17 protein-coding genes are annotated in these 18879 nt (G+C 44.9%); 13 read left to right on the top strand and 4 right to left on the bottom strand.

Translation table 11 applies throughout. The annotated features are described in order from the left end of the window. Positions 1-37 precede the first annotated feature (37 nt). The 11 genes from FEM33_RS22660 (at position 38) to FEM33_RS22710 (ending at position 14517) form a co-directional block, all read left to right on the top strand. The gene (locus FEM33_RS22660; protein WP_139014253.1) at positions 38-745 is read left to right on the top strand and encodes an HAD family hydrolase; all 708 of its coding nucleotides are present in this window, start codon (positions 38-40) and stop codon (positions 743-745) included. Between the two features lie 54 nt (positions 746-799). Next, positions 800-1708: a PfkB family carbohydrate kinase gene (locus tag FEM33_RS22665; RefSeq protein ID WP_139014254.1), complete on the top strand. Its 909-nt coding sequence runs from the start codon at positions 800-802 to the stop codon at positions 1706-1708. Positions 1709-1722: 14 nt separating this feature from the next. Continuing rightward, positions 1723-2295 carry a DUF4833 domain-containing protein gene (locus tag FEM33_RS22670; RefSeq protein ID WP_139014255.1) on the top strand — a complete coding sequence of 191 codons (573 nt, stop codon included), beginning with the start codon at positions 1723-1725 and terminating at the stop codon, positions 2293-2295. A 78-nt stretch (positions 2296-2373) separates the two neighbouring features. Further along, a complete protein-coding gene (gene cmoA / locus FEM33_RS22675; RefSeq protein WP_139014256.1) occupies positions 2374-3123 on the top strand; it encodes a carboxy-S-adenosyl-L-methionine synthase CmoA in 750 nt (249 codons plus the stop codon). Next, entirely contained in the window at positions 3120-3848 is a 729-nt protein-coding gene (locus FEM33_RS22680) for a methyltransferase family protein (protein ID WP_139014257.1), read from the top strand. Before cmoA ends, FEM33_RS22680 begins: the two co-directional genes overlap by 4 nt. A gap of 201 nt (positions 3849-4049) precedes the next feature. Then, on the top strand, positions 4050-5336 hold the full coding sequence (locus FEM33_RS22685) for an NAD(P)/FAD-dependent oxidoreductase (protein WP_139014258.1): 1287 nt from the start codon (positions 4050-4052) through the stop codon (positions 5334-5336). Between the two features lie 153 nt (positions 5337-5489). Beyond that, on the top strand, positions 5490-7898 hold the full coding sequence (locus FEM33_RS22690) for a GAF domain-containing protein (RefSeq protein ID WP_139014259.1): 2409 nt from the start codon (positions 5490-5492) through the stop codon (positions 7896-7898). A gap of 28 nt (positions 7899-7926) precedes the next feature. Next, positions 7927-9150 carry a Pycsar system effector family protein gene (locus FEM33_RS22695; RefSeq protein WP_139014260.1) on the top strand — a complete coding sequence of 408 codons (1224 nt, stop codon included), beginning with the start codon at positions 7927-7929 and terminating at the stop codon, positions 9148-9150. Between the two features lie 36 nt (positions 9151-9186). Next, positions 9187-10044, top strand: coding sequence for an SdiA-regulated domain-containing protein (locus FEM33_RS22700; RefSeq protein ID WP_201747829.1), 858 nt, complete (start codon positions 9187-9189; stop codon positions 10042-10044). Positions 10045-10085: 41 nt separating this feature from the next. After that, positions 10086-13874 carry a metallophosphoesterase gene (locus tag FEM33_RS22705; RefSeq protein WP_139014261.1) on the top strand — a complete coding sequence of 1263 codons (3789 nt, stop codon included), beginning with the start codon at positions 10086-10088 and terminating at the stop codon, positions 13872-13874. A gap of 73 nt (positions 13875-13947) precedes the next feature. Continuing rightward, positions 13948-14517: a hypothetical protein gene (locus FEM33_RS22710; RefSeq protein WP_139014262.1), complete on the top strand. Its 570-nt coding sequence runs from the start codon at positions 13948-13950 to the stop codon at positions 14515-14517. A gap of 89 nt (positions 14518-14606) precedes the next feature. Here the strand turns inward: FEM33_RS22710 and FEM33_RS22715 are convergent, their stop codons facing one another. Beyond that, entirely contained in the window at positions 14607-15500 is an 894-nt protein-coding gene (locus FEM33_RS22715) for a YsnF/AvaK domain-containing protein (RefSeq protein ID WP_229214372.1), read from the bottom strand. A gap of 43 nt (positions 15501-15543) precedes the next feature. Beyond that, the gene (locus FEM33_RS22720; protein ID WP_139014263.1) at positions 15544-15996 is read right to left on the bottom strand and encodes a YsnF/AvaK domain-containing protein; all 453 of its coding nucleotides are present in this window, start codon (positions 15994-15996) and stop codon (positions 15544-15546) included. 263 nt (positions 15997-16259) lie between these two features. Here FEM33_RS22720 and FEM33_RS22725 point away from each other — a divergent pair, with 263 nt between their 5' ends. Then, the gene (locus FEM33_RS22725; protein WP_139014264.1) at positions 16260-17009 is read left to right on the top strand and encodes an OBAP family protein; all 750 of its coding nucleotides are present in this window, start codon (positions 16260-16262) and stop codon (positions 17007-17009) included. 114 nt (positions 17010-17123) lie between these two features. Here the strand turns inward: FEM33_RS22725 and FEM33_RS22730 are convergent, their stop codons facing one another. Both FEM33_RS22730 and FEM33_RS22735 read right to left on the bottom strand, forming a co-directional pair. Next, positions 17124-17654 (bottom strand): DUF4142 domain-containing protein, encoded by a 531-nt coding sequence (locus tag FEM33_RS22730; RefSeq protein WP_139014265.1) that lies wholly within the window; start codon positions 17652-17654, stop codon positions 17124-17126. 79 nt (positions 17655-17733) lie between these two features. After that, positions 17734-18105, bottom strand: a complete 372-nt coding sequence (locus FEM33_RS22735; protein ID WP_139014266.1) for an SPW repeat protein — start codon at positions 18103-18105, stop codon at positions 17734-17736. 185 nt (positions 18106-18290) lie between these two features. Between FEM33_RS22735 and FEM33_RS22740 the strand changes: the two genes are divergently transcribed. After that, positions 18291-18530, top strand: a complete 240-nt coding sequence (locus FEM33_RS22740; RefSeq protein WP_138281303.1) for a hypothetical protein — start codon at positions 18291-18293, stop codon at positions 18528-18530. Positions 18531-18879: the final 349 nt, after the last annotated feature.

Here is an 18879-nt window from a genome sequence, read left to right on the forward strand (position 1 = left end):
TATCCGCCATGACGGGCAGGATTGAAAACAAACGATTATGATTAAAGGAGTTTTACTTGATTACGGCGGAACAATTGATACAAACGGCCTGCACTGGGCAAATGTATTGTGGGAAAGTTATCAGCAGAATCAGGTAAATGTTGACAGGGACGCATTTGCAGGTGCTTATACTTTTGGTGAAAGGGCACTGGCACTGAATCCGATCATCAAACCGCATCACGTATTTTATGATGTATTGTTCCTGAAAGTAGAGCAGCAATTCGCTTTTTTGAGGGAAAAGGGTTTTTCCATGAATGATGAAGCCATTCAATCCATTGCGAGTGCCTGTAACCATTTTGCACGCACGACGGTAGAAAAAGCGGCACCGGTTCTGGCAGAGCTGGCAAAGGATTATCCGCTGGTGATGGTTTCCAATTTTTACGGAAATATCAACAGCGTTTTAAAGGATTTCGGGATCAGAGATTTTTTTCAGTCCGTCGTGGAATCGGCAGTTGTGGGCGTCCGCAAGCCTGATCCGCAGATTTATCAGCTTGGCGTGGATGCACTGGGCTTTCAGCCTGCGGCATGCGCCGTTGTGGGCGATTCGTACAGCAAAGACATTCTTCCGGCTAAACAGCTGGGCTGCAGAAGCGTCTGGATCAATGTCAAAGGCTGGGATGAAGCGACTGATCATGAACAGAAGCATGCAGATGCAGAGATTTCCGATTTTGCGCAGTTGCCGGAGATCCTGAAAAATTTAGGTTAGTTATAAACTTTGTTGTGGCACGATTAATGTCGCAATGAAATTAAAAGAAACAGTATGTACGACATTTGCACCATAGGGCATATTACCCTTGATAAGGTTGTTACGGCTAATTCCGTCAAATACATGCCGGGCGGCACTTCCTTTTACTTTTCAAAAGCACTCAGGCAGTTTGATGTGAATTACACGCTGGTGACTGCGCTGGCAGAAAAGGAAAGCCATATTGTTGCCGGCCTGCGCGACGAAAATATTGAAGTATTTTCTCTGGATAGCGAGTACACGGTTTATTTCGAGAACATTTACAGCTTTAATCAGGATCACCGCGAGCAGAATGTACTGCACAAAGCGGCGCCTTTCACGCCTGAACTGATGCCCGGCATTGATGCCCGGATATTTCACCTGGGACCGTTGCTTTCCGACGATATTTCTGCCGATCTGGTCAAACAGCTGGCTGTAAAAGGGCTGGTTTCGCTCGATATTCAGGGATTTCTGCGCTATGTAAAGGATAAAAAAGTTTTGTATAAAGACTGGGCCGAAAAGAAAGAAGTACTTCCGCATGTGTTCACGCTGAAAGCAAACGAATTTGAAATGGAAGTCGTAACCGGCACGAGTGACGTCCGCAAAGGTGCGCAGTATCTGGCCGATCTGGGTGTGAAGGAAGTCATTATTACGCTTGGCAGCAAAGGTTCGCTCATATACAAGAATGATGCATTTTTTCAGATTCCGGCTTACAAACCTTCGGCAATCGTAGATGCAACAGGCTGCGGAGATACTTACATGGCCGGTTATCTCAGTAAAAAAGTGCAGGGCGCGGATGTTCAGGAAGCAGGCGAGTTCGGTGCGGCCATGGCTACGCTTAAAATTCAGTCGTCGGGACCATTTTCCGGTGATCCCGAAATGGTGGAAGAAGTGCTCCGCTATGGTGAATGTGACAGAGAAATAATTGCGCAAGCTATGTTATTATAACAATTTAAATGATTATGAAATACGCGTTTAGCATACTGACGGCATTTTGCCTGGTGCTGTTTTCGTATTCAGAAAGCCATTCCACTGACAGGAGATCAACTGAAAAATCAATTGATTCCGATGACTTTCCGGTACCAACCAACGTTCCCGGACTGCTGTTTTACATTCAGCGTGACCCGAATTCCAATACCATTTGTTATCAGCTGAATGTGGACAAACAAGGGAAGATCAGTGAAAAAAATCCGGTTAATACATTCTGGATCCGGTATACGGACGGAGGCGTGCGCAAGGATTTGAATTACCTTCAGAGAAAATTTGCATACGGCATCAATTCCAAACAGACCGGAAATTCTTCTTTTGAACTCAGGTCTGTGGCTTACTCCAAAATGCCGTTGTACTTACGAAAAGACAGCAAGGACGAATATCATGTTTACGCGAGCATCAACAAAAAGGAATGCATCCTGAACCGGGTTTTCATTCATATAGACGGTGGCACTTTCTGGTCACCGAATGTACTTTACATTGAGCTGAAAGGAACAGATACTGCTACGGGGAAGACAATAATTCAGCGTATTAAACCAACCTGAAACGGGTAAATAATTTATATTTGATGTTTTTTACGTAGTTGTTGATTATAGCATCAAATTCTTACCTAAACTGATAACATGACAAATTCGCCGGATTTTGAGCAGGACGAAGTCTTTAAGGACGAAATTACAAAAGTTTCGGATTTCAAGTTCGGAACGACCGTAGTGAAGGTTTTTGACGATATGGTCAGCAGATCGGTTCCGTACTATAATGAAATGCAGCGCATGCTTGGCGAAATTGCTGCCGATCACGTGAAAGAAGGTTCCTGCCTGTATGATCTGGGCTGCTCCACGGGCACAACCATGATCGAAGTGGACAAGCTGATTCCTTCCGACATCCGCTTTATCGGCATCGACGAGTCGCCTGAAATGCTTGCGAAATGCGATGTCAAGTTAAAAGAAGCAGGTTTTGTCCGTCCTTACGATCTGGTTACAGGTGATTTGCATGAGCCGCTCCCGATCCAGAATGCATCCGTTGTGATTCTGTGCCTTACGCTTCAGTTTGTTCGCCCGCTTTACCGCGAAAGGCTGCTCCGGAACATTTACGCCGGCCTGAACCCGGGCGGTATTCTGATTCTGGTCGAAAAAGTACTGGCGGAAAGCACCGTTTTCAACCGTGATTTCATCAAATATTATTACAATTACAAGCGACGCAATCATTACAGCGAAATGGAAATTTCCCAGAAAAGAGAAGCACTGGAAAACGTTCTGATCCCGTACAAGCTTTCTGAAAACCTGCTTCTGCTGAAAGAAGCCGGCTTCGGGGATTGTGAAGTCTTCTTCAAATGGTATAATTTCTCCGGATTAATAGCTTATAAAAAATCATGATCGCAATCGGTAACTTCTTTTTCAGGTTCAGGAATGTATTGTTTATTTTCCTGTATCTGCTGCTTTTTATTCCTTCACCCATGTTGTTTACACCGGAAACTTTTGGTGAAAAATATTATTTGTTACCGATCATTCTTGGCCTGCTCGTTACATTTTCCGGTGAACTGATCCGCGGGATCACCATTGGCCTTGCTTACATTATCCGTGGCGGAAAGGATAAAAAGGTTTATGCGGAAAAACTGGTGACTGAAGGTATTTTCAGGCATTGCCGCAATCCGCTGTACGTTGGAAATATTCTGATGCTGCTCGGCGTAGGCATACTTTCCAACTCACTCCTGTACGTTGCAGTGGTTATGCCTTTGTTCCTGTTTATATATCAGGCGATTGTGCTTGCGGAAGAGAATTTTCTGCGCAACAAATTCGGTGCGCAGTTCGACAGTTACTGTGCGCGTGTGAACAGATGGCTCATCAATTTTAGCGGAATCGGGGCAACGTTTAATGGTATGAGGTTCAATTACAAACGCTGGCTGCTGAAAGAATACAATACGCTGTTCGTATGGATGACGGGCATTGTGGCCATTCTGTTGTTCAAATATCCTCAGCTGGTTCCTGATGAAGAAAACCGGGTGAAAACGTTCGTCATTATCGTTCTGCTTCTGGGCGCGGTTTACGGGTATATAAAATACCTGAAGAAGTCAGGAAGAATGACCGATGCTGTTGCCTGACATTTCGGCAGGTGCTTGTTGGTATTATTTTTTTACAGGTTAATACAGTCGTGTAATGGTCATATCAGCGGCATTTTGCTTTTTAATTATAATTTAACAAGTGTTATTTTGACAGGTCATAAAAGGATCCTATTTTAGATAACCTATTGAATACCAAATATTCACGAATAGCCCTTCTTAATAAATAAAATCTGTAATCTTATGAAAGTTGTAATTGTTGGCGGAGGATTTGCCGGTGTGAATCTTGCCTTGGATCTTGCTAAAAGTAATAAGTTCGAGATAATACTTGTGGACAAAAACAATTACAATTTTTTTCCGCCTTTGATTTATCAGGTTGCAACGGCCTATCTGGAACCTTCAAGCATCAGTTATCCGTTCCGGAAACTGCTGCGCGGGCGTGGAAATGTTTATTTCCGCATGGGTGAGCTCCTGAAAGTGGTTCCGAACGAGAACAAGATTATACTTAACAACGGAGAACTGCAGTATGATTTTCTGGTTTTTGCAACCGGAGCTGAAACAAACTTCTTTGGTATGGAAAACGTAAAGCGGAATTCCACACCGATGAAAACCCTTGATGATGCCCTGGAAATGCGTAACAGAATGCTTCTCCAGATGGAAAAAGCATCTGTTTCTGAAGATCCGGCGGAAGTAAAAAAACTGCTGACCGTGGTTATTGCAGGCGGCGGTCCGACCGGCGTGGAAATATCCGGCATGTTCGCTGAAATGAGAAACGGCATCCTGCGCAAGGAATATCCGGAACTTGCCGGGAGAGGAAGCGAAATTTACCTTGTGGACGGCGGCGATGCCTTGCTTTCTCCCATGAGCGTAAAATCACAGGAAGATACCTTGCAGGCGCTTAAAAAACTGGGCGTCAAGATAAAGCTGAATACGCATGTTACCGACTTCGTGGATGATAAGGTGGTTTTTACAGACGGCGAAAGTATCGAAGCCAAAACGCTGATCTGGGCTGCCGGCGTTACCGGGAAGGTATTTGAGGGAATTCCGCCGGAAGCTTACGGCCGGGGCAGAAGATTGCTCGTTGATGCCCATAACAGAATTTCAGGTTCCTATAACATTTATGCAATCGGTGATGCCTGTTTGCAGACTACGGATGAAAATTTCCCGAACGGCCATCCGCAGGTAGCACAGGTTGCCATTCAACAGGGAAAACTGCTTGCGCGGAATTTGCAGCTTATTGCAGAAAACAAGCCGCTTCATTCGTTTGCTTATCATGACAAAGGATCAATGGCCATTATCGGAAGGGCCAAGGCGGTTGTGGATCTTCCTTCGCCCAAGCTGCATTTCAAAGGTGTGATCGCATGGCTTGCCTGGCTGTTTATTCACCTTCTTTCACTGATCAACCATCGTAACCGGATCAATACGCTGTATAACTGGATGGTCGCCTATTTTACCAAAGATCAGTCATTGCGGATGATTATCAAACCCACTATGGCCATGAAAAAGGCAGAAGCTGTCCAGAATTCGTAAACGCGCCGGATGTTGTCCGGTTTATCAGCAACAAAAACTGCTCTGGTCTGAACTGCATAATCAGGCGGAGGAATATTCTTACTTCATGATTCAAACTTTGAAACGATCCGGGAATTTTTCCGGACACATACATCGTACCTAACATTTTACCAAATGGAACTCATTACTGTTGATGTGACACAAAACACACCGTACGGGCTCCAGAAAATGGACTCTTCAGTTTCCTTCCGGAATTTTATATCTTTTCTTGAAAGCAAAGCAGATCAGGAAGAAACTGTAAAAAGAACTTTTTTCTCACTTGTACTGGAACGGCTCAAAGCAGAGCCGGGATTTAACAGGCAGATTCCGCTGACAGAAGTAGCTGCGTATAAAGATCAGTTAGGTCTTGTGTACGGCATGCTTGTGCCGCCTGTGGCTGACGAAAACAATGTTTACTGGGCGTTGAGTGTACCGCTGGGCCCGGTGGTTTTTTATGGTACGGCAGGATTTTACAATCTGATTACCGATCAAACCAATGCCGGAAATCTCAGATGTGATCTTATTGATGATAAAGGCATCACGGTCAGGCATAAAATGCAGATGCTTTATGCATTCATTCTGGAAAGGCTTTATCATTTTCCACCGGTTCATCAAAGCGACATGATCGTAACGCTTAAAGATGATCATTCCGGACTTCAGAAATTCTACCGCCTGAACGTTGACAACCGTTTTTGTGATGTGTACCCGAAAGAAGCGCTTCCCGAGCTGAACCTGAACGAAATGCGTCAGGATCTGATGGAATCATTTAATCTGGATGTAATAACCAGACTTTTGCCCGTCGATTTGTTCCGGTTTGAAGGATTTTCGATTGTTACAATGACGGATGTTACCGGCGAGCATGCACTTGAAGACATCAAAAGCACCATTCTGGAAAGGCAGTCGTACGAACCCGCAGCTTATTTCAGGCGTATCAATGAGTCGCTGAAAATGCTGGTTGAAAATGCCCATATCGACTTCGGCATGCTGCCCGTCCTGAAAGTGAACAACAAGCTGGTTTTTGACCGTAATACGCTGCTTTACAGTAAACTGATGCAGACTTCAACGGAAAGCAGCTCGGCCGAAGAAATGTACCTTTCCATGGCAGCGGAATATTTCCGGAATCCGAAGATATTCTTCATGAGAAATCTGGATACGGAGAATGAACATAAGAAGGACCTCGTCAAAAAACTGAGAAGCCAGAAAATAGAATCTTTTGCATTGCTGCCGGTTTATTACGATAACAATGCCATCGGCGTACTGGAAGTTTATTCCCGCATTGAGAACAGCATTGATGAAAAAGCGCTTGCAAGGCTGGATTCTGCACTTCCGCTGATCTCGCAGATCATGAAAAATTACATTGATGAATTCAATGCGAACATTGAAAATGTGATCCGGGAAAAATTCACTTCGTTACAGCCGGCTGTTCAGTGGCGGTTCCGGGAAACGGCCTGGCATTTTTTGAGAGACAAGGCGGCCAATCCGCAAAACGCAGTCATTGAAAATATCCATTTCAAAAATGTGTATCCGCTTTACGGTGCTATTGACATCCGCAACTCAACCGTTGAAAGAAACCTTGCGCTCAAAAAAGATTTACAACTTCAGTTTAACGTATTGACAGAAACTTTTACTGCATTAAAACAAAAACTGGGATTCGGGCTTGCCGATGAAATGACCTATAAATGTAAAAAGTGGTTTGCCGAAATTTATGATCAGGCAACAGACAGTGATGAAATGAAAGTGCGCGATTTCCTGGATTTTGAAGCACATCCTTTTCTGCAGCATTTCAGGGAAAACGGCATTGCGGAGTACAGCCAGAACAGTGCCGGCCAGAACAGGGAAACTTCGGAAATCAGGGATATTATTGACCGCTACTTTGAAATAACGGATGAGCAGCACGGCGCAGCTTTTGCCAACAGAAGGGCGCTGGAAACTTCCATGCAGCAGATCAATTCGTCCGTAAACCTGTATCTTGATCTTTTTAAAACCGAAATACAGCAGTCTTATCCGTGTTATTTTGAAAAGTTCAGGACAGACGGCATTGAATACGATATTTACATCGGTCAGTCCATCAAGCCTGATCAGAAATTCAGCGAACTTTACCTTAAAAATATCCGGCTGTGGCAGCTTACTTCCATGGCAGCCATTACCAAAATCACAAGTCTGCTGATTCCGAAAATGGAAAAGCCTCTTGAAACCACGCAGCTGATTTTCATTCATTCCAGCAGCATAGACATCAGTTTCCGGGACGATGAGCGCCGTTTCGACGTCGAAGGCGCTTACAATATCAGGTATCAGGTGATCAAAAAGCGGATTGACAAAGTAAGGGTCAAAGGAACAGGAGAACGCCTCACGCAGCCCGGCAAGATTGCAATGGTGTATTTCAATGAAAAATCCTCAGAAGAATACGTCGGTTATATCCGTTATCTGCAGGAAAAAAATACATTGTGCGATGATCTTGAATATCTCGAGCTGGAAGAACTGCAGGGCGTCACAGGTTTGAAAGCGCTCCGGATCGGCGTAAACCTGGAAAATGAATGGAGTTGAAATTACTTACAAAATAATGTAACGTTCCATGAATTATAACCATCAGATTGACAAGGTCAGGCACCATGTCCGTCATTTTTTCGAGACAAGGGCTTTATCGCAGCTAAGTTATCATAACCTTGTGCATACGGAATCGGTTGTTTCCAATGCGGCCAGAATAGCCGGCCATTACAGGCTGGATGAAAAGGAAACGTTTATTGTGACCACGGCTGCCTGGTTTCATGATACCGGTTACAGCAACGGCGAGGCGTCCGGGCATGAACGCAGAGGCGCACAGCTGGCTGCGGAATATCTGGTAAAAGAAGAAATGGATGAAAGCATTGTCAGAGCAGTGGAAGGCTGCATTATTGCAACGATATGGCCGCAAAAGCCGGTAAATTTGTTGCAGCAGATTGTCTGTGACGCAGACCTTTATCATTTCGGCACACCGGAATTCTCTGACTGGAACAAGCTCGTACGCAAGGAAGAGGAACAGCGGAGCGGAAAGAAAATGGATAAGGCGGAATGGCGCCGGAGTACAATCAGGCTGCTGGAAGCGCACCGTTTTCATACGGATTTCTGTCGTGAAAATCTGAACGGGCAGAAACAGAAAAATCTGGAAAAGCTGAAACAAAAGGATCAGGCAGAAATCCCGGCAGCAACAGAAAAGCCGGATTTCCCAACTACACAGTTATCTGAACAGCTTTTGGATGCCGGTGACAGCAAAAAGCCGAAAGGCGACCGGCCCGACAAGGGCATTGAAACCATGTTCCGGATCAGCTCCAACAATCACCAGCGACTGAGCGATATGGCTGATAACAAGGCGCATATCATGGTGACGACCACTTCCATTATCATTTCCGTGCTGCTCAGCGTACTTGTCCGGAAGCTGGAAGACAATACGTACCTGATCATCCCGACCATGCTACTGCTCACGATCTGCATGATCACGATGGTGTTTTCCATACTGGCTACACGGCCTTCACTTCCGCACGGTACTTTTACGCAGGAAGAAATAGAAGCAAAAAGTGTGAACCTGCTTTTCTTCGGAAACTTTTACAGAATGCCTTTTCAGGAATATTCCAGCGGCATGCAGCGCATGATGATGGACAGGGAATTTCTGTACGGAAGCCTTACTAAAGATGTTTATTCACAGGGCGTTGTGCTGGGCAGGAAGTATCGTTTGCTCCGGATTGCATACAATGTTTTTATGTTCGGTATAATTGTGTCCGTCATTGCATTTGTCATTGCTTCCATCCTGTTTGAACACTGAACCGGATTAAACCGGGCCGCCACAATCTGAAATCAAATGTCAGTAAATTACAAAAGGATTATCTGGCTTGCTTTATGCTGCTTTTGCGTAAGCAGCTGCAATTCTGCACAAAAGAAAAAAAACAGCTTCGGGAAATTCGATATGAGTAACCCGGAAAAGTTCAACATGCCCGAAAGTCTGTTCGAGATTTCGGGCATTACGTTCAATAACGGCAGCAGCGATACAGTTTACGCCGTTCAGGACGAAGAGGGGAAGCTGTTCAGGCTCGGCTGGAAAAATAACCGGCAGCTGCATACCAAATTTGCCAGAAAAGGAGATTACGAAGATGTTGCCATTCTGAAAGATCAGGCTGTAATCCTGAAAAGCAACGGCTTTCTGTACACAATGCCTTTGTCCGAATCGGTATATGAAGAATCCGAACAGACCAAGGAATGGAAAAAGATACTGCCGAAAGGTGAATATGAAGGAATGTACGCGGACAATGCCACGGACGATTTGTACATACTTTGTAAAAACTGCCCGCAGGACGATTCCAAAAACAGCGTAACCGGATATGTTCTGAACCCGTTTAAAGATTCCACAAGCATAAAAACGTTTTCCATTCAGGTGGATGAAATCAAAGCCATAACCGGTAAAGTTTCAAGAGGCTTTCGTCCGTCCGGAATAGCCAGAAATCCGAAATCCGGCAATTGGTATATTTTGTCTGCAGTTAACAAGCTGCTTGTCGTAACGGATAAGAACTGGAAAGTAAAAGATGCCTTTCCGCTCAGCGGCAATGTTTTTGTACAGCCCGAAGGCATTGCTTTTGACAAGGCCGGAAACCTGTACATTTCCAATGAAGGCGATGATTTGTCAAACGGCAACATTCTGAAATTCAAGCCTGCTGCACACTGACGGCCACCAGTAAAACCGACCATGATACTCACGACATTCCTATGAATTTACTTCTTCGAATCGTTATTTTCCTTGTAATTGTAACCGGAACTTTCTCCTGCGCCAGCTATAAAACCGGTTTCTCGAGAGAAGGTGCACTATGGCAAAGTGAAGCGCCGGATTCTTCTCTGGAACTGAAACATACCATGTACCTGATCGGCGATGCCGGCAACGATTCGCCCGAAAGCAGAGCGCCGGTACTGGAATATCTGAAAAACAAACTGGCAACGGAACCTGCAAACAGCTCGGCCATTTTCATGGGCGATAACATTTACGAATACGGCATGCCGCCTGCCGAAGACTCTGCTGCCCGCAAAGTGGCTGAATTCCGTATTGACAGCCAGCTGGAAACATTAAATGATTTTAAAGGTCGTCCCATTTTCATTCCGGGAAATCACGACTGGCGCGGATGGGGCGTAAAAGGGTTGAAAAGACAGGAAAAGTACGTTCAGAAATACATCAATGAACGCCGTGGAAAAAAGGACAAGGACGACTGGGAAGATTACTTTCTGCCGCTCGACGGCTGCTCGGGCCCCGAAGTGGTGGAACTGAACGACAATGTGGTGGTTATCGTAGCAGATTCGCAGTGGTGGCTTACCAACTGGGACCATGATTCCCGGATCAATGACGGCTGTGAAATCAGGAACAGGGAACAATTCCGGTTCATATTTGAAAATACCGTCCGCAAATACCGCAATAAAAACGTGGTTATTGCCATGCATCATCCGCCTTATACGTACGGTCCGCACGGCGGACGCTTCACGATCAAGCAGCATATTTTTCCGCTTACCGAACTCAATCCCAAATTGTACATTCCATTGCCAGGACTCGGAAGCCTGAGCGCATTGTTCCGCGCTACGATCGGGTCAAGGCAGGATGTGGCCAACAAACATTACAGAGATTTGCGGGCCGCGATATTGGCAGGAGCAAAGAAAAACGGAAAATTCATTTTTGCAAGCGGTCACGAGCATACACTGCAATTTATCGAAAATGACGGACAGGAATTCATTGTCAGCGGTAGCGGCTCCAAAACAAGTCCGGTCGGTTTGGGAAAAGGTTCGCTGTTTTCAGCTTCGGCGCTTGGATATGCAACGCTCAGTTTTTACGAAGGCGGCGAAACCTGGGTCAGATACTGGGAAGTGCAGCCGGACGGAAAAAATGTAAAGCTTGTTTTTCAGAAGAAAATCAAAGAAAGGCAAGTAGCCGCCATTCCGGATTCAACGGCTACCTATGCAGAATACAACCGCCATGCCGGTACGGTCAGTCAGTTTGTATCCGGTATGCAAGTAAAGCCTGTAGGGAAGTTTCATAAATTTTTGTTCGGGGAACATAACCGTCCGCTTTATCTGGAAAAATATCCGTTTCCTGTTCTGGACCTGAGCCGTTACAATGGCGGATTGACCCCGGTAAAGCAGGGTGGGGGAAACCAGACCAATTCGCTGCGTCTGCGTAGCAGTGACGGAAAGGAATACGCCATGCGCGGACTCACCAAAGATGTAAGCCGTTTTCTTCCGTTTCCGTTTAACCAGATGATTGCGGCAAAATACCTTGTGGAAGACAATTTTCTTTCTACAAATCCTTTTGCGCCGCTTTCCATGCCGGTACTTGCAGGAGCAGTGAACGTGTATCATACCAATCCGAAACTGTATTATGTTCCGGCGCAGCCTGCACTTGCCACGTACAATCCGCTGTTTGGCGGAACCATGAATCTGCTGGAAGAAAGACCGGACGGGAAGCGATGGAAACAGGCGGATTTTTTCGGAAACCCGGACAAAATCGTCAGTACGCCGGAACTGGTCGAAAACCTGCTGGACGACAGCAAGCACAAAGTAGACGAAGAATGGGCGGTACGAACGCGTCTTTTTGACTTTCTGATCGGAGACTGGGACCGTCACGATGATCAGTGGACTTGGTCGGCAGTGAAACAGAAGGACGGAACTACGTTATACCGGCCTATACCGCGCGACAGAGATCAGGCATTTTCACTTTACGACGGCGTCATTACAGGTGTTGCAAGGCTGACATTGCCGTTTTTGAGACAGCTGCAAAGTTTCAGTCCCGAAATACAAAGCATGAAATGGACAACATGGAGCGCACGTTTGTTTGACCGGACTTTCCTGAACAGCCTGAGCTGGGAACAATGGGAAAATGAAGTAAAATTTATTCAGAAAAACCTGACGGATGAAGTCATTGAAAGCTCTTTTGCCGAATGGCCCGATAAAGCCAGGGAACTGGCTGCACCCGCTTTGATAAAAAATATAAAATCGCGGCGTGATGATCTGCTTCGGATTGCAAGAACGCATTATGAATTTGTAAGTGAATCCGTTAATGTCATCGGAACGGAGGAAAAGGAACGTTTTGTAATAGAAAGAATAGACAATGACCGGACAAGCGTAACCGTATTTGAAACCGGGAAAAACAAACAGATCAAGCAGCGTAATTTCCAGCGGATTTTTGAAAACGGCATTACAAAAACCATTAACATTTACGGCAATGGCGACAATGACGAGTTTATCGTCAAAGGTGATGTGAAAAAAGGAGTCAGATTACGGCTGATCGGCGGCCAGGGAAAAGACCTTTTTACGGACAGTGCACGCGTAAGTTCCGGCGGTAAAAAAACATTTATTTACGACGACAAAGGCAATAACGAAGTGCATGCGGGCAGCGCAACTGCAGACAAACGCAGCAACCTTTACAGATACAATGTATATGACCGCAGAAGTGCAGACAGCAATTATGACATTACCATTCCGTTTCCTGTTCTCGGTGTCAATCCCGACGACGGACTGCTGATCGGTGCGAATGTAAGTATGATAAAGTACGGGTTTAAAAAAGAACCTTACGCTTCGGTGCAAAATTTCGGCGGCAGCTATGCATTCGGAACAAAAGGGTTTAAACTGAATTATACCGGCGATTTTATCAATGCCTTGCAGATTTTTGATTTTTATCTGGACACTTATTACCACGGCCCGACTTACGCTTTCAATTTTGCCGGGCTGGGCAACAATTCGGTGCGGATGTTTGACAATGCCGATTATTACCGTGTCCGGCAGACAGCATTTCACGTTTATCCCGCATTGAAAAAACGGTTCGCAGGAAACAGCGGATTCGTTGCACTTGGGCCTTATTTCGAGCTTTCGGACATTCAGGCGACCGCAAACCGGTTTATTACCAGCAATGAAAACGGATTGGACAACCGTATTTTTGAAACGAAATATTACAGCGGCGCCCGTTTCTTGGCAGATTTCAGCAGTGTGGACAACATTTTTGCGCCACATACCGGAATCCGTTTTCATACCGGTATGAACTGGACGAATGATCTGAGAACCAGTAAAAACTTCGGAGCTTTACGCGCGCAGCTGGCATTTTACAACAGCCTTGATCCAAAGGAAAATGTTGTTCTGGCTACACAAATCGGAACGGGAATCAATTTCGGAGAAGGCTATGAATTCTTTCAAATGCCCGTAATCGGCGGCAGACAAGGATTGCGCGGCTATCGTACCGAACGTTTCTACGGCAGAAGCACCGTCTGGCATGATACCGATCTGCGGGTAAAAATCGGCAGCAGTTATAATCCGACGCTTCCGCTGACGTACGGCGTTTTCGGAAGTTTTGATTACGGCCGCGTATGGCTGAAAGAGGATCCTTCCAGAAACTGGCATTACAATTACGGAGGCGGCATATGGCTTGCGCCGGTCGATATTCTGACACTGGCGGTAGGCGCATTTATCCCGAAAGAAAAGAATGAAGAAAAACCGCGCATTGCTTTTCAGCTTGGATTCTGGTTCTGAAATAAAGCCTTTACTGGCATCATAATTTTAATAGCCCGGCCATTTGCCATGCTACAAGCTAAACTGAAATATAATGGATTCTTCTACTTACGCATATGATCCGCACGGCACCATATCCGCTGTATTTTTAACTAGGGAAAATGCAGATAAAGCCTATCATGCACTGATTAAAAGAGGATATTCACGCGATGAAATCTCGCTGCTGATGTCGGATGAAACGCTGAACAAGCACTTTAACCAGTCCGGTTATCACTCGGAGCCAGAAGCCAAGCTGGCCGAACAACCTAAAATTAATCTGGGTGCCATGCTTGGAGGAGCTGCCGGTGCCGTAACCGGAATATTGTATTCGCTGAGCCTGATTTCTAATTCCAGGTTAAAAACTGCCATTGCCGGCCCTTGGTGGATAGCCGGGCTGACGGGTGCAGCGGCGGGAGCAATAACCGGCAGAACAATCGGTAATATTCTCAACTCAAAAGTTGCAAAGGGAAATACAGGCTCCTATGAAGACGGAGTAAAAGAAGGCGGCATCATCATCAGCGTCGATCCCAGAAATGCAGCTGACAGAAATGCCATTATCGGTGAATTCAAGCAATTTCATGGTCAGGATATGCTTGGAAATGACGGTTACGCGCATTTAGACTGAATTGTATAAATAAAAAACCCGGACGCTGCGGTAATGCAACATCCGGGTTTCTTTTATTTGAATTCAATACAGCAAATTGGCAGGCATTTTTAAATATTGCCCGAATTACGACGATCCGTTTCAGTCAGATCCTCGGCTGTCACTTCTGTACTGCGAACGGTATCCCGGATTACTTCTTCTCTTTCCTGCGTATTGAGATTTACATTGACTTCTTCCACAACCCTTGCTTCTTTGCTTACAACCGGAACTTCTGCGCTTTCTGTTACTTCGATTGTCCCTTCCTGGAAATTGGCAAAATCAGCTTCTGTCGCTACCCGGTTTACAGGTGTGCGGTCTACTTCAACACGTTCCTGTCTCAGCCGGATTGTTTCTTCAACAGGACGCTCAATGATTCTGCTCCTGAACCGTACACCGCCGGTAGCGACACTGCGTTTGCCGACATGGATTGTTTCTTTGATCACCGGAATAGATTCAGTATCCAGGTTTGCTTCATCAGAAATTACAGCATCCGATCCTGTATTCAGATCAGCCGAGCCGGACAGGAGGGCTGCATTGCTTGTGTTAACTTCCACGTCAGCCGGCAAGGTGTTGTTATAATCGGATGTAATACTGCTGTCATAAGCTGTACTACCGGAAATTTTGGATTCAAATTCGTTTACGTCCACCGCGCCGTAATCATCCAGAATATTGGATGCATCCAGCGCCTGCTGCATGTTATTGGTATGTACTGTCATGATGGTACCCGTACGGCCTGCTTTGGTGTAACGGTCTGATTCATCATTGGTATCAAAAAGGCGTGAAAAGAAGTTTCCGATACGGTCTGTTGTATCAGTAACCTGTCCGTCTGTACTGCGGCTGTCTTCGGTATCTACATTATTATTGATATCAATATCGTCGGGACTGAACCCGCGGTTTAATAAAGTTTGTTTGGCCTGATAAGCTTCAGCACTGTTCTCGAAAATTCCTATGACTGTCTGTGACATAACTCTGATCGTTTTATTGTTGAAATAGTTTGTTGTAATAAAATCATTCGCCTGCACTTTCCGATCTGTTAATGATCAGTTCTTCTTTTCTGACGGTTTCCTTTGAAACCATCTGTGTTTCTGTTTTATGTCTGGTAATATGCAGTTCCTCTACCAGAAACAGTTTTTTTACAATAACGGCTTCTTCTCTCACCACGGAAAGAATCATGGTATCGCCTTCATACCTGACCGGCGGAGGTGCCGTTTCCACAAACTGGTTTATTTCTTTCTTTTCGATATTGATTTTTTCCTGAATCAGGGGTAGTTCCAGCGTGACATCCTTGTCGGTCACTTTTTTCTCGATCTGGACTCTGCCTGTTTCAATAACTTTTTTATCTACCTGCAATAGTTCTTCTATCACCGGAATAACCATGGATTCCTGTTCTGTGATATCGCTGAAATGTTCCGTCCGGCTTTCTGCATCCGGGGACTCGCCATTTTCTTTCTGATTGATCATGTACTGCAGTATTTATGATGATTAATTGTCATGGATCAGTTAATACTAACTAAAGTGTTAATGACGCCTCAAAAATGGTTCCAAGATGTATTCGCCCGGTTTGGCATGTGGAATTACTCAATATGTAGATTTCAATTCGCAAACCCGTATGATGGATGCAGCTGACTGTCGGATTTGAATAGTTTTACCGGAAATACAAGCCATGCTGCGGGCATAATTTTTAACCCGAATGCACATTTACTTTCAACCATTTATCCATTACTATGAAAAACAATATCTTGCCTGCCACTGTTTTTATGTTCCTTGTGCTGTCCGGCTGCGGCGGTGAAAACACGGAATCCAATGTAAAGGCGCCGGGCGCCGAAAAAACCACAAAGTCCAAAGTGCTCGGGGCCGGTGCCGATCTGATGCAGGATAAAACACCTTTGAAAAAACTGAACACATACCTGGACGGTTTTCACTTTTACAACGGTGACATGAAAGGCCAGATGGAAGCGCATCATTACGTTACGCAGCTGAACGAAGATGTACATCAGGCCATCATTTTTGACGGAAACGACGAGAATGCCAAAATTATGGGAATTGAATACATTGTTTCCGCAAAGCTGTTTGCACAACTGCCGCCTGAGGAAAAAAAACTTTGGCACAGCCATGTTTATGAAGTAAAATCCGGTGAACTGATTGCGCCCGGCATACCCGAAGAAGCAGAGCACGAATTAATGGAAAAGCTGGTTTCCACATACGGAAAAACGATTCACACCTGGCATACAGACCGCGATCTTCAGCTTCCTATGGGTTCCCCGATGCTGATGATGGGATTCACCAAAGATGGACAACTAGATACGGGAATGGTAGCCAAAAGAGATAAAAACTTCGGGGTATCAACAAGTAAAAAGCGGGAAAACAGAAAAGACATTCCGACCCCGTCCATTGATCCATTGGCAAATGCATGGCAAAAAGGGGAAATAAGACAACTGCAATGGACCGATAAAAAAGCAAAAAGCCATCACTAGGACGTGAAAGCGCCATTTTACATTGCATGTAAAGCATGAGACACAAAAAAAGGATGACTGCAAACATGTGCCGTCATCCTTTTTTATACAATTATAAAGCTACGGAGTTCTTAATTATTTGGCCAGTGAATCTTTCATAGCCTCGGCCATTTCCAGATGATGTCTTAGTGCAGGCAACTTGGATGCTGCCCATGATTTGAGTTCGCTGTCGGCTCCGCCCGTAGATTCTCTCTCAAAAAGATTAACCGTTTCCATGTGAGAAACAACCATCATATTGACGTAGATGGAATCGAATGCAGCACCCGAAACAGCTGCAAGGCTATCCAGTTTATCCTGTTTGGCATCGGAAAGTGTTGTCGGGATTTCCACGTTTTTCTTGTTCGCCAGCGACATCAGCTCCTGGCTTGCTGCGGTATGATCCGTAACCATCATCTGACCATAACTTTTAACATTTGCCGCAGTGCCTTTGCTCGATGCAACTTGTCCGGAATTTATTTCAAACAAATTGCCGTCCGCTGCCGAGAGTACAAATTGTCTGTCAACTTGTGCAATCGTGTTGTTATCATCGTCGTCATCGTCATTGCAAGCTACTGTTGTAAGCATTAATACGGACATGAAAAGATATAAAAGATGTTGCTTTTTCATTATGATTGGTTTTTAGTACTGATGAATTTTAAGTTTATGATGCAAAGCCTGATGTTGAAAATGGCAGGTCTTGGATAAATCAGTTGATGGTATTGGGGCTGTGATGAGGAGCGTTGCTGCTGGTTAGCGAGCCGGCTCCGATAGCAAAAATCCCGAGGATCACATGCGGCAGATAAACTTCATCTGCAAAGCCGAAAAGCCATGGGGATGCAACGAGTAAAACACCGGAAACAACATCCACAATCAAATGCACCGACATATGGATGCTGCGGACAATGCCGCCTTCATAATCTGTAAAAAGAGACATCACGAGCGTAGTTGCTCCGATCAGAATAGGAATCCAGGTTGCTGTGGAAACATCATTAAAGCCAAAGATCCACGGAGAAGCGATAAAAAACACGCCGCTCAGGTAATCGAGGACTGCGTGTGCTTTTGTGCTTATAATTTTCATTGTCTGCGATGATTAAGGTTGATACACAAGATGATTGATACGAAACGTTACAGCTTTTTACGGCTGAACCATGTTTGCGTAATAAAAAATATGCCAAACGATAATCAGGTGTGATTTTGTGAGGAATGGTTTTTGTTAATACTCCATTTTGAAATAAATATTGAACTTAAAAACCAATGTTAGGTATGGAAAATGATTTCAATCCCGAGCACAAAGAGGGAAAAGTAGCGACAGCAATAGAAGAACAGACTGCCAAATTACCTTCTGATATTTTCTTGTGGGCAGCACTGGGATCCATGGGAGTGTCGCTGGCACTTAAATTAACGGATCACAAACACACAGCTCTATTTGTAGGACAATGGGCAGCTCCATTCCTTCTTTTAGGTCTTTATAACAAGCTGGTCAAACTGGAAGGTCACGACTAAGCAAAATAGTAAGTTACTTTATAGAAGTAATTTAGGTAAAAAGGGCAGCCGGCTTTTGTCGGCTGCCCTTTGTTTTTGATAGTTGATTAAAATTCAGCTATGAATCAGCTAAGTTACCCCGGACAATACAACCGGATACAAATAGGCTAGGAATAACTTACTTGGCTAATCCGCAATATATGAGCTGTTTATATTTATGTACAAACCGCTTGTCTTTCCATTTGCAGCACTAGGGTTAAATAGTAATAATTGTTCTACAATAATTTAAAAAATTATTCTAGATTGCGCTGAGCTCGGTTTAATGGAATATAGTGTCAACTTCGGAATGGTCAGGAAAATAGTTGCCTGA

The sequence above is a fragment of the Dyadobacter flavalbus genome (assembly GCF_006149045.1).
In the GTDB taxonomy this organism is placed as follows: Bacteria; Bacteroidota; Bacteroidia; order Cytophagales; family Spirosomataceae; genus Dyadobacter; species Dyadobacter flavalbus.

Bases quoted from the DNA above. Each gene is read 5' to 3' on its own strand.
- FEM33_RS22715 (WP_229214372.1), bottom strand. From the start codon at position 15,500: ATGTCACAGACAGTCATAGGAATTTTCGAGAACAGTGCTGAAGCTTAT.
- FEM33_RS22690 (WP_139014259.1), top strand. From the start codon at position 5,490: ATGGAACTCATTACTGTTGATGTGACACAAAACACACCGTACGGGCTC.
- FEM33_RS22700 (WP_201747829.1), top strand. From the start codon at position 9,187: ATGTCAGTAAATTACAAAAGGATTATCTGGCTTGCTTTATGCTGCTTT.
- FEM33_RS22710 (WP_139014262.1), top strand. From the start codon at position 13,948: ATGGATTCTTCTACTTACGCATATGATCCGCACGGCACCATATCCGCT.
- FEM33_RS22730 (WP_139014265.1), bottom strand. From the start codon at position 17,654: ATGAAAAAGCAACATCTTTTATATCTTTTCATGTCCGTATTAATGCTT.
- FEM33_RS22665 (WP_139014254.1), top strand. From the start codon at position 800: ATGTACGACATTTGCACCATAGGGCATATTACCCTTGATAAGGTTGTT.
- FEM33_RS22680 (WP_139014257.1), top strand. From the start codon at position 3,120: ATGATCGCAATCGGTAACTTCTTTTTCAGGTTCAGGAATGTATTGTTT.
- FEM33_RS22705 (WP_139014261.1), top strand. From the start codon at position 10,086: ATGAATTTACTTCTTCGAATCGTTATTTTCCTTGTAATTGTAACCGGA.
- FEM33_RS22740 (WP_138281303.1), top strand. From the start codon at position 18,291: ATGGAAAATGATTTCAATCCCGAGCACAAAGAGGGAAAAGTAGCGACA.
- FEM33_RS22720 (WP_139014263.1), bottom strand. From the start codon at position 15,996: ATGATCAATCAGAAAGAAAATGGCGAGTCCCCGGATGCAGAAAGCCGG.
- FEM33_RS22735 (WP_139014266.1), bottom strand. From the start codon at position 18,105: ATGAAAATTATAAGCACAAAAGCACACGCAGTCCTCGATTACCTGAGC.
- FEM33_RS22725 (WP_139014264.1), top strand. From the start codon at position 16,260: ATGAAAAACAATATCTTGCCTGCCACTGTTTTTATGTTCCTTGTGCTG.
- FEM33_RS22670 (WP_139014255.1), top strand. From the start codon at position 1,723: ATGAAATACGCGTTTAGCATACTGACGGCATTTTGCCTGGTGCTGTTT.
- FEM33_RS22660 (WP_139014253.1), top strand. From the start codon at position 38: ATGATTAAAGGAGTTTTACTTGATTACGGCGGAACAATTGATACAAAC.
- cmoA (WP_139014256.1), top strand. From the start codon at position 2,374: ATGACAAATTCGCCGGATTTTGAGCAGGACGAAGTCTTTAAGGACGAA.
- FEM33_RS22685 (WP_139014258.1), top strand. From the start codon at position 4,050: ATGAAAGTTGTAATTGTTGGCGGAGGATTTGCCGGTGTGAATCTTGCC.
- FEM33_RS22695 (WP_139014260.1), top strand. From the start codon at position 7,927: ATGAATTATAACCATCAGATTGACAAGGTCAGGCACCATGTCCGTCAT.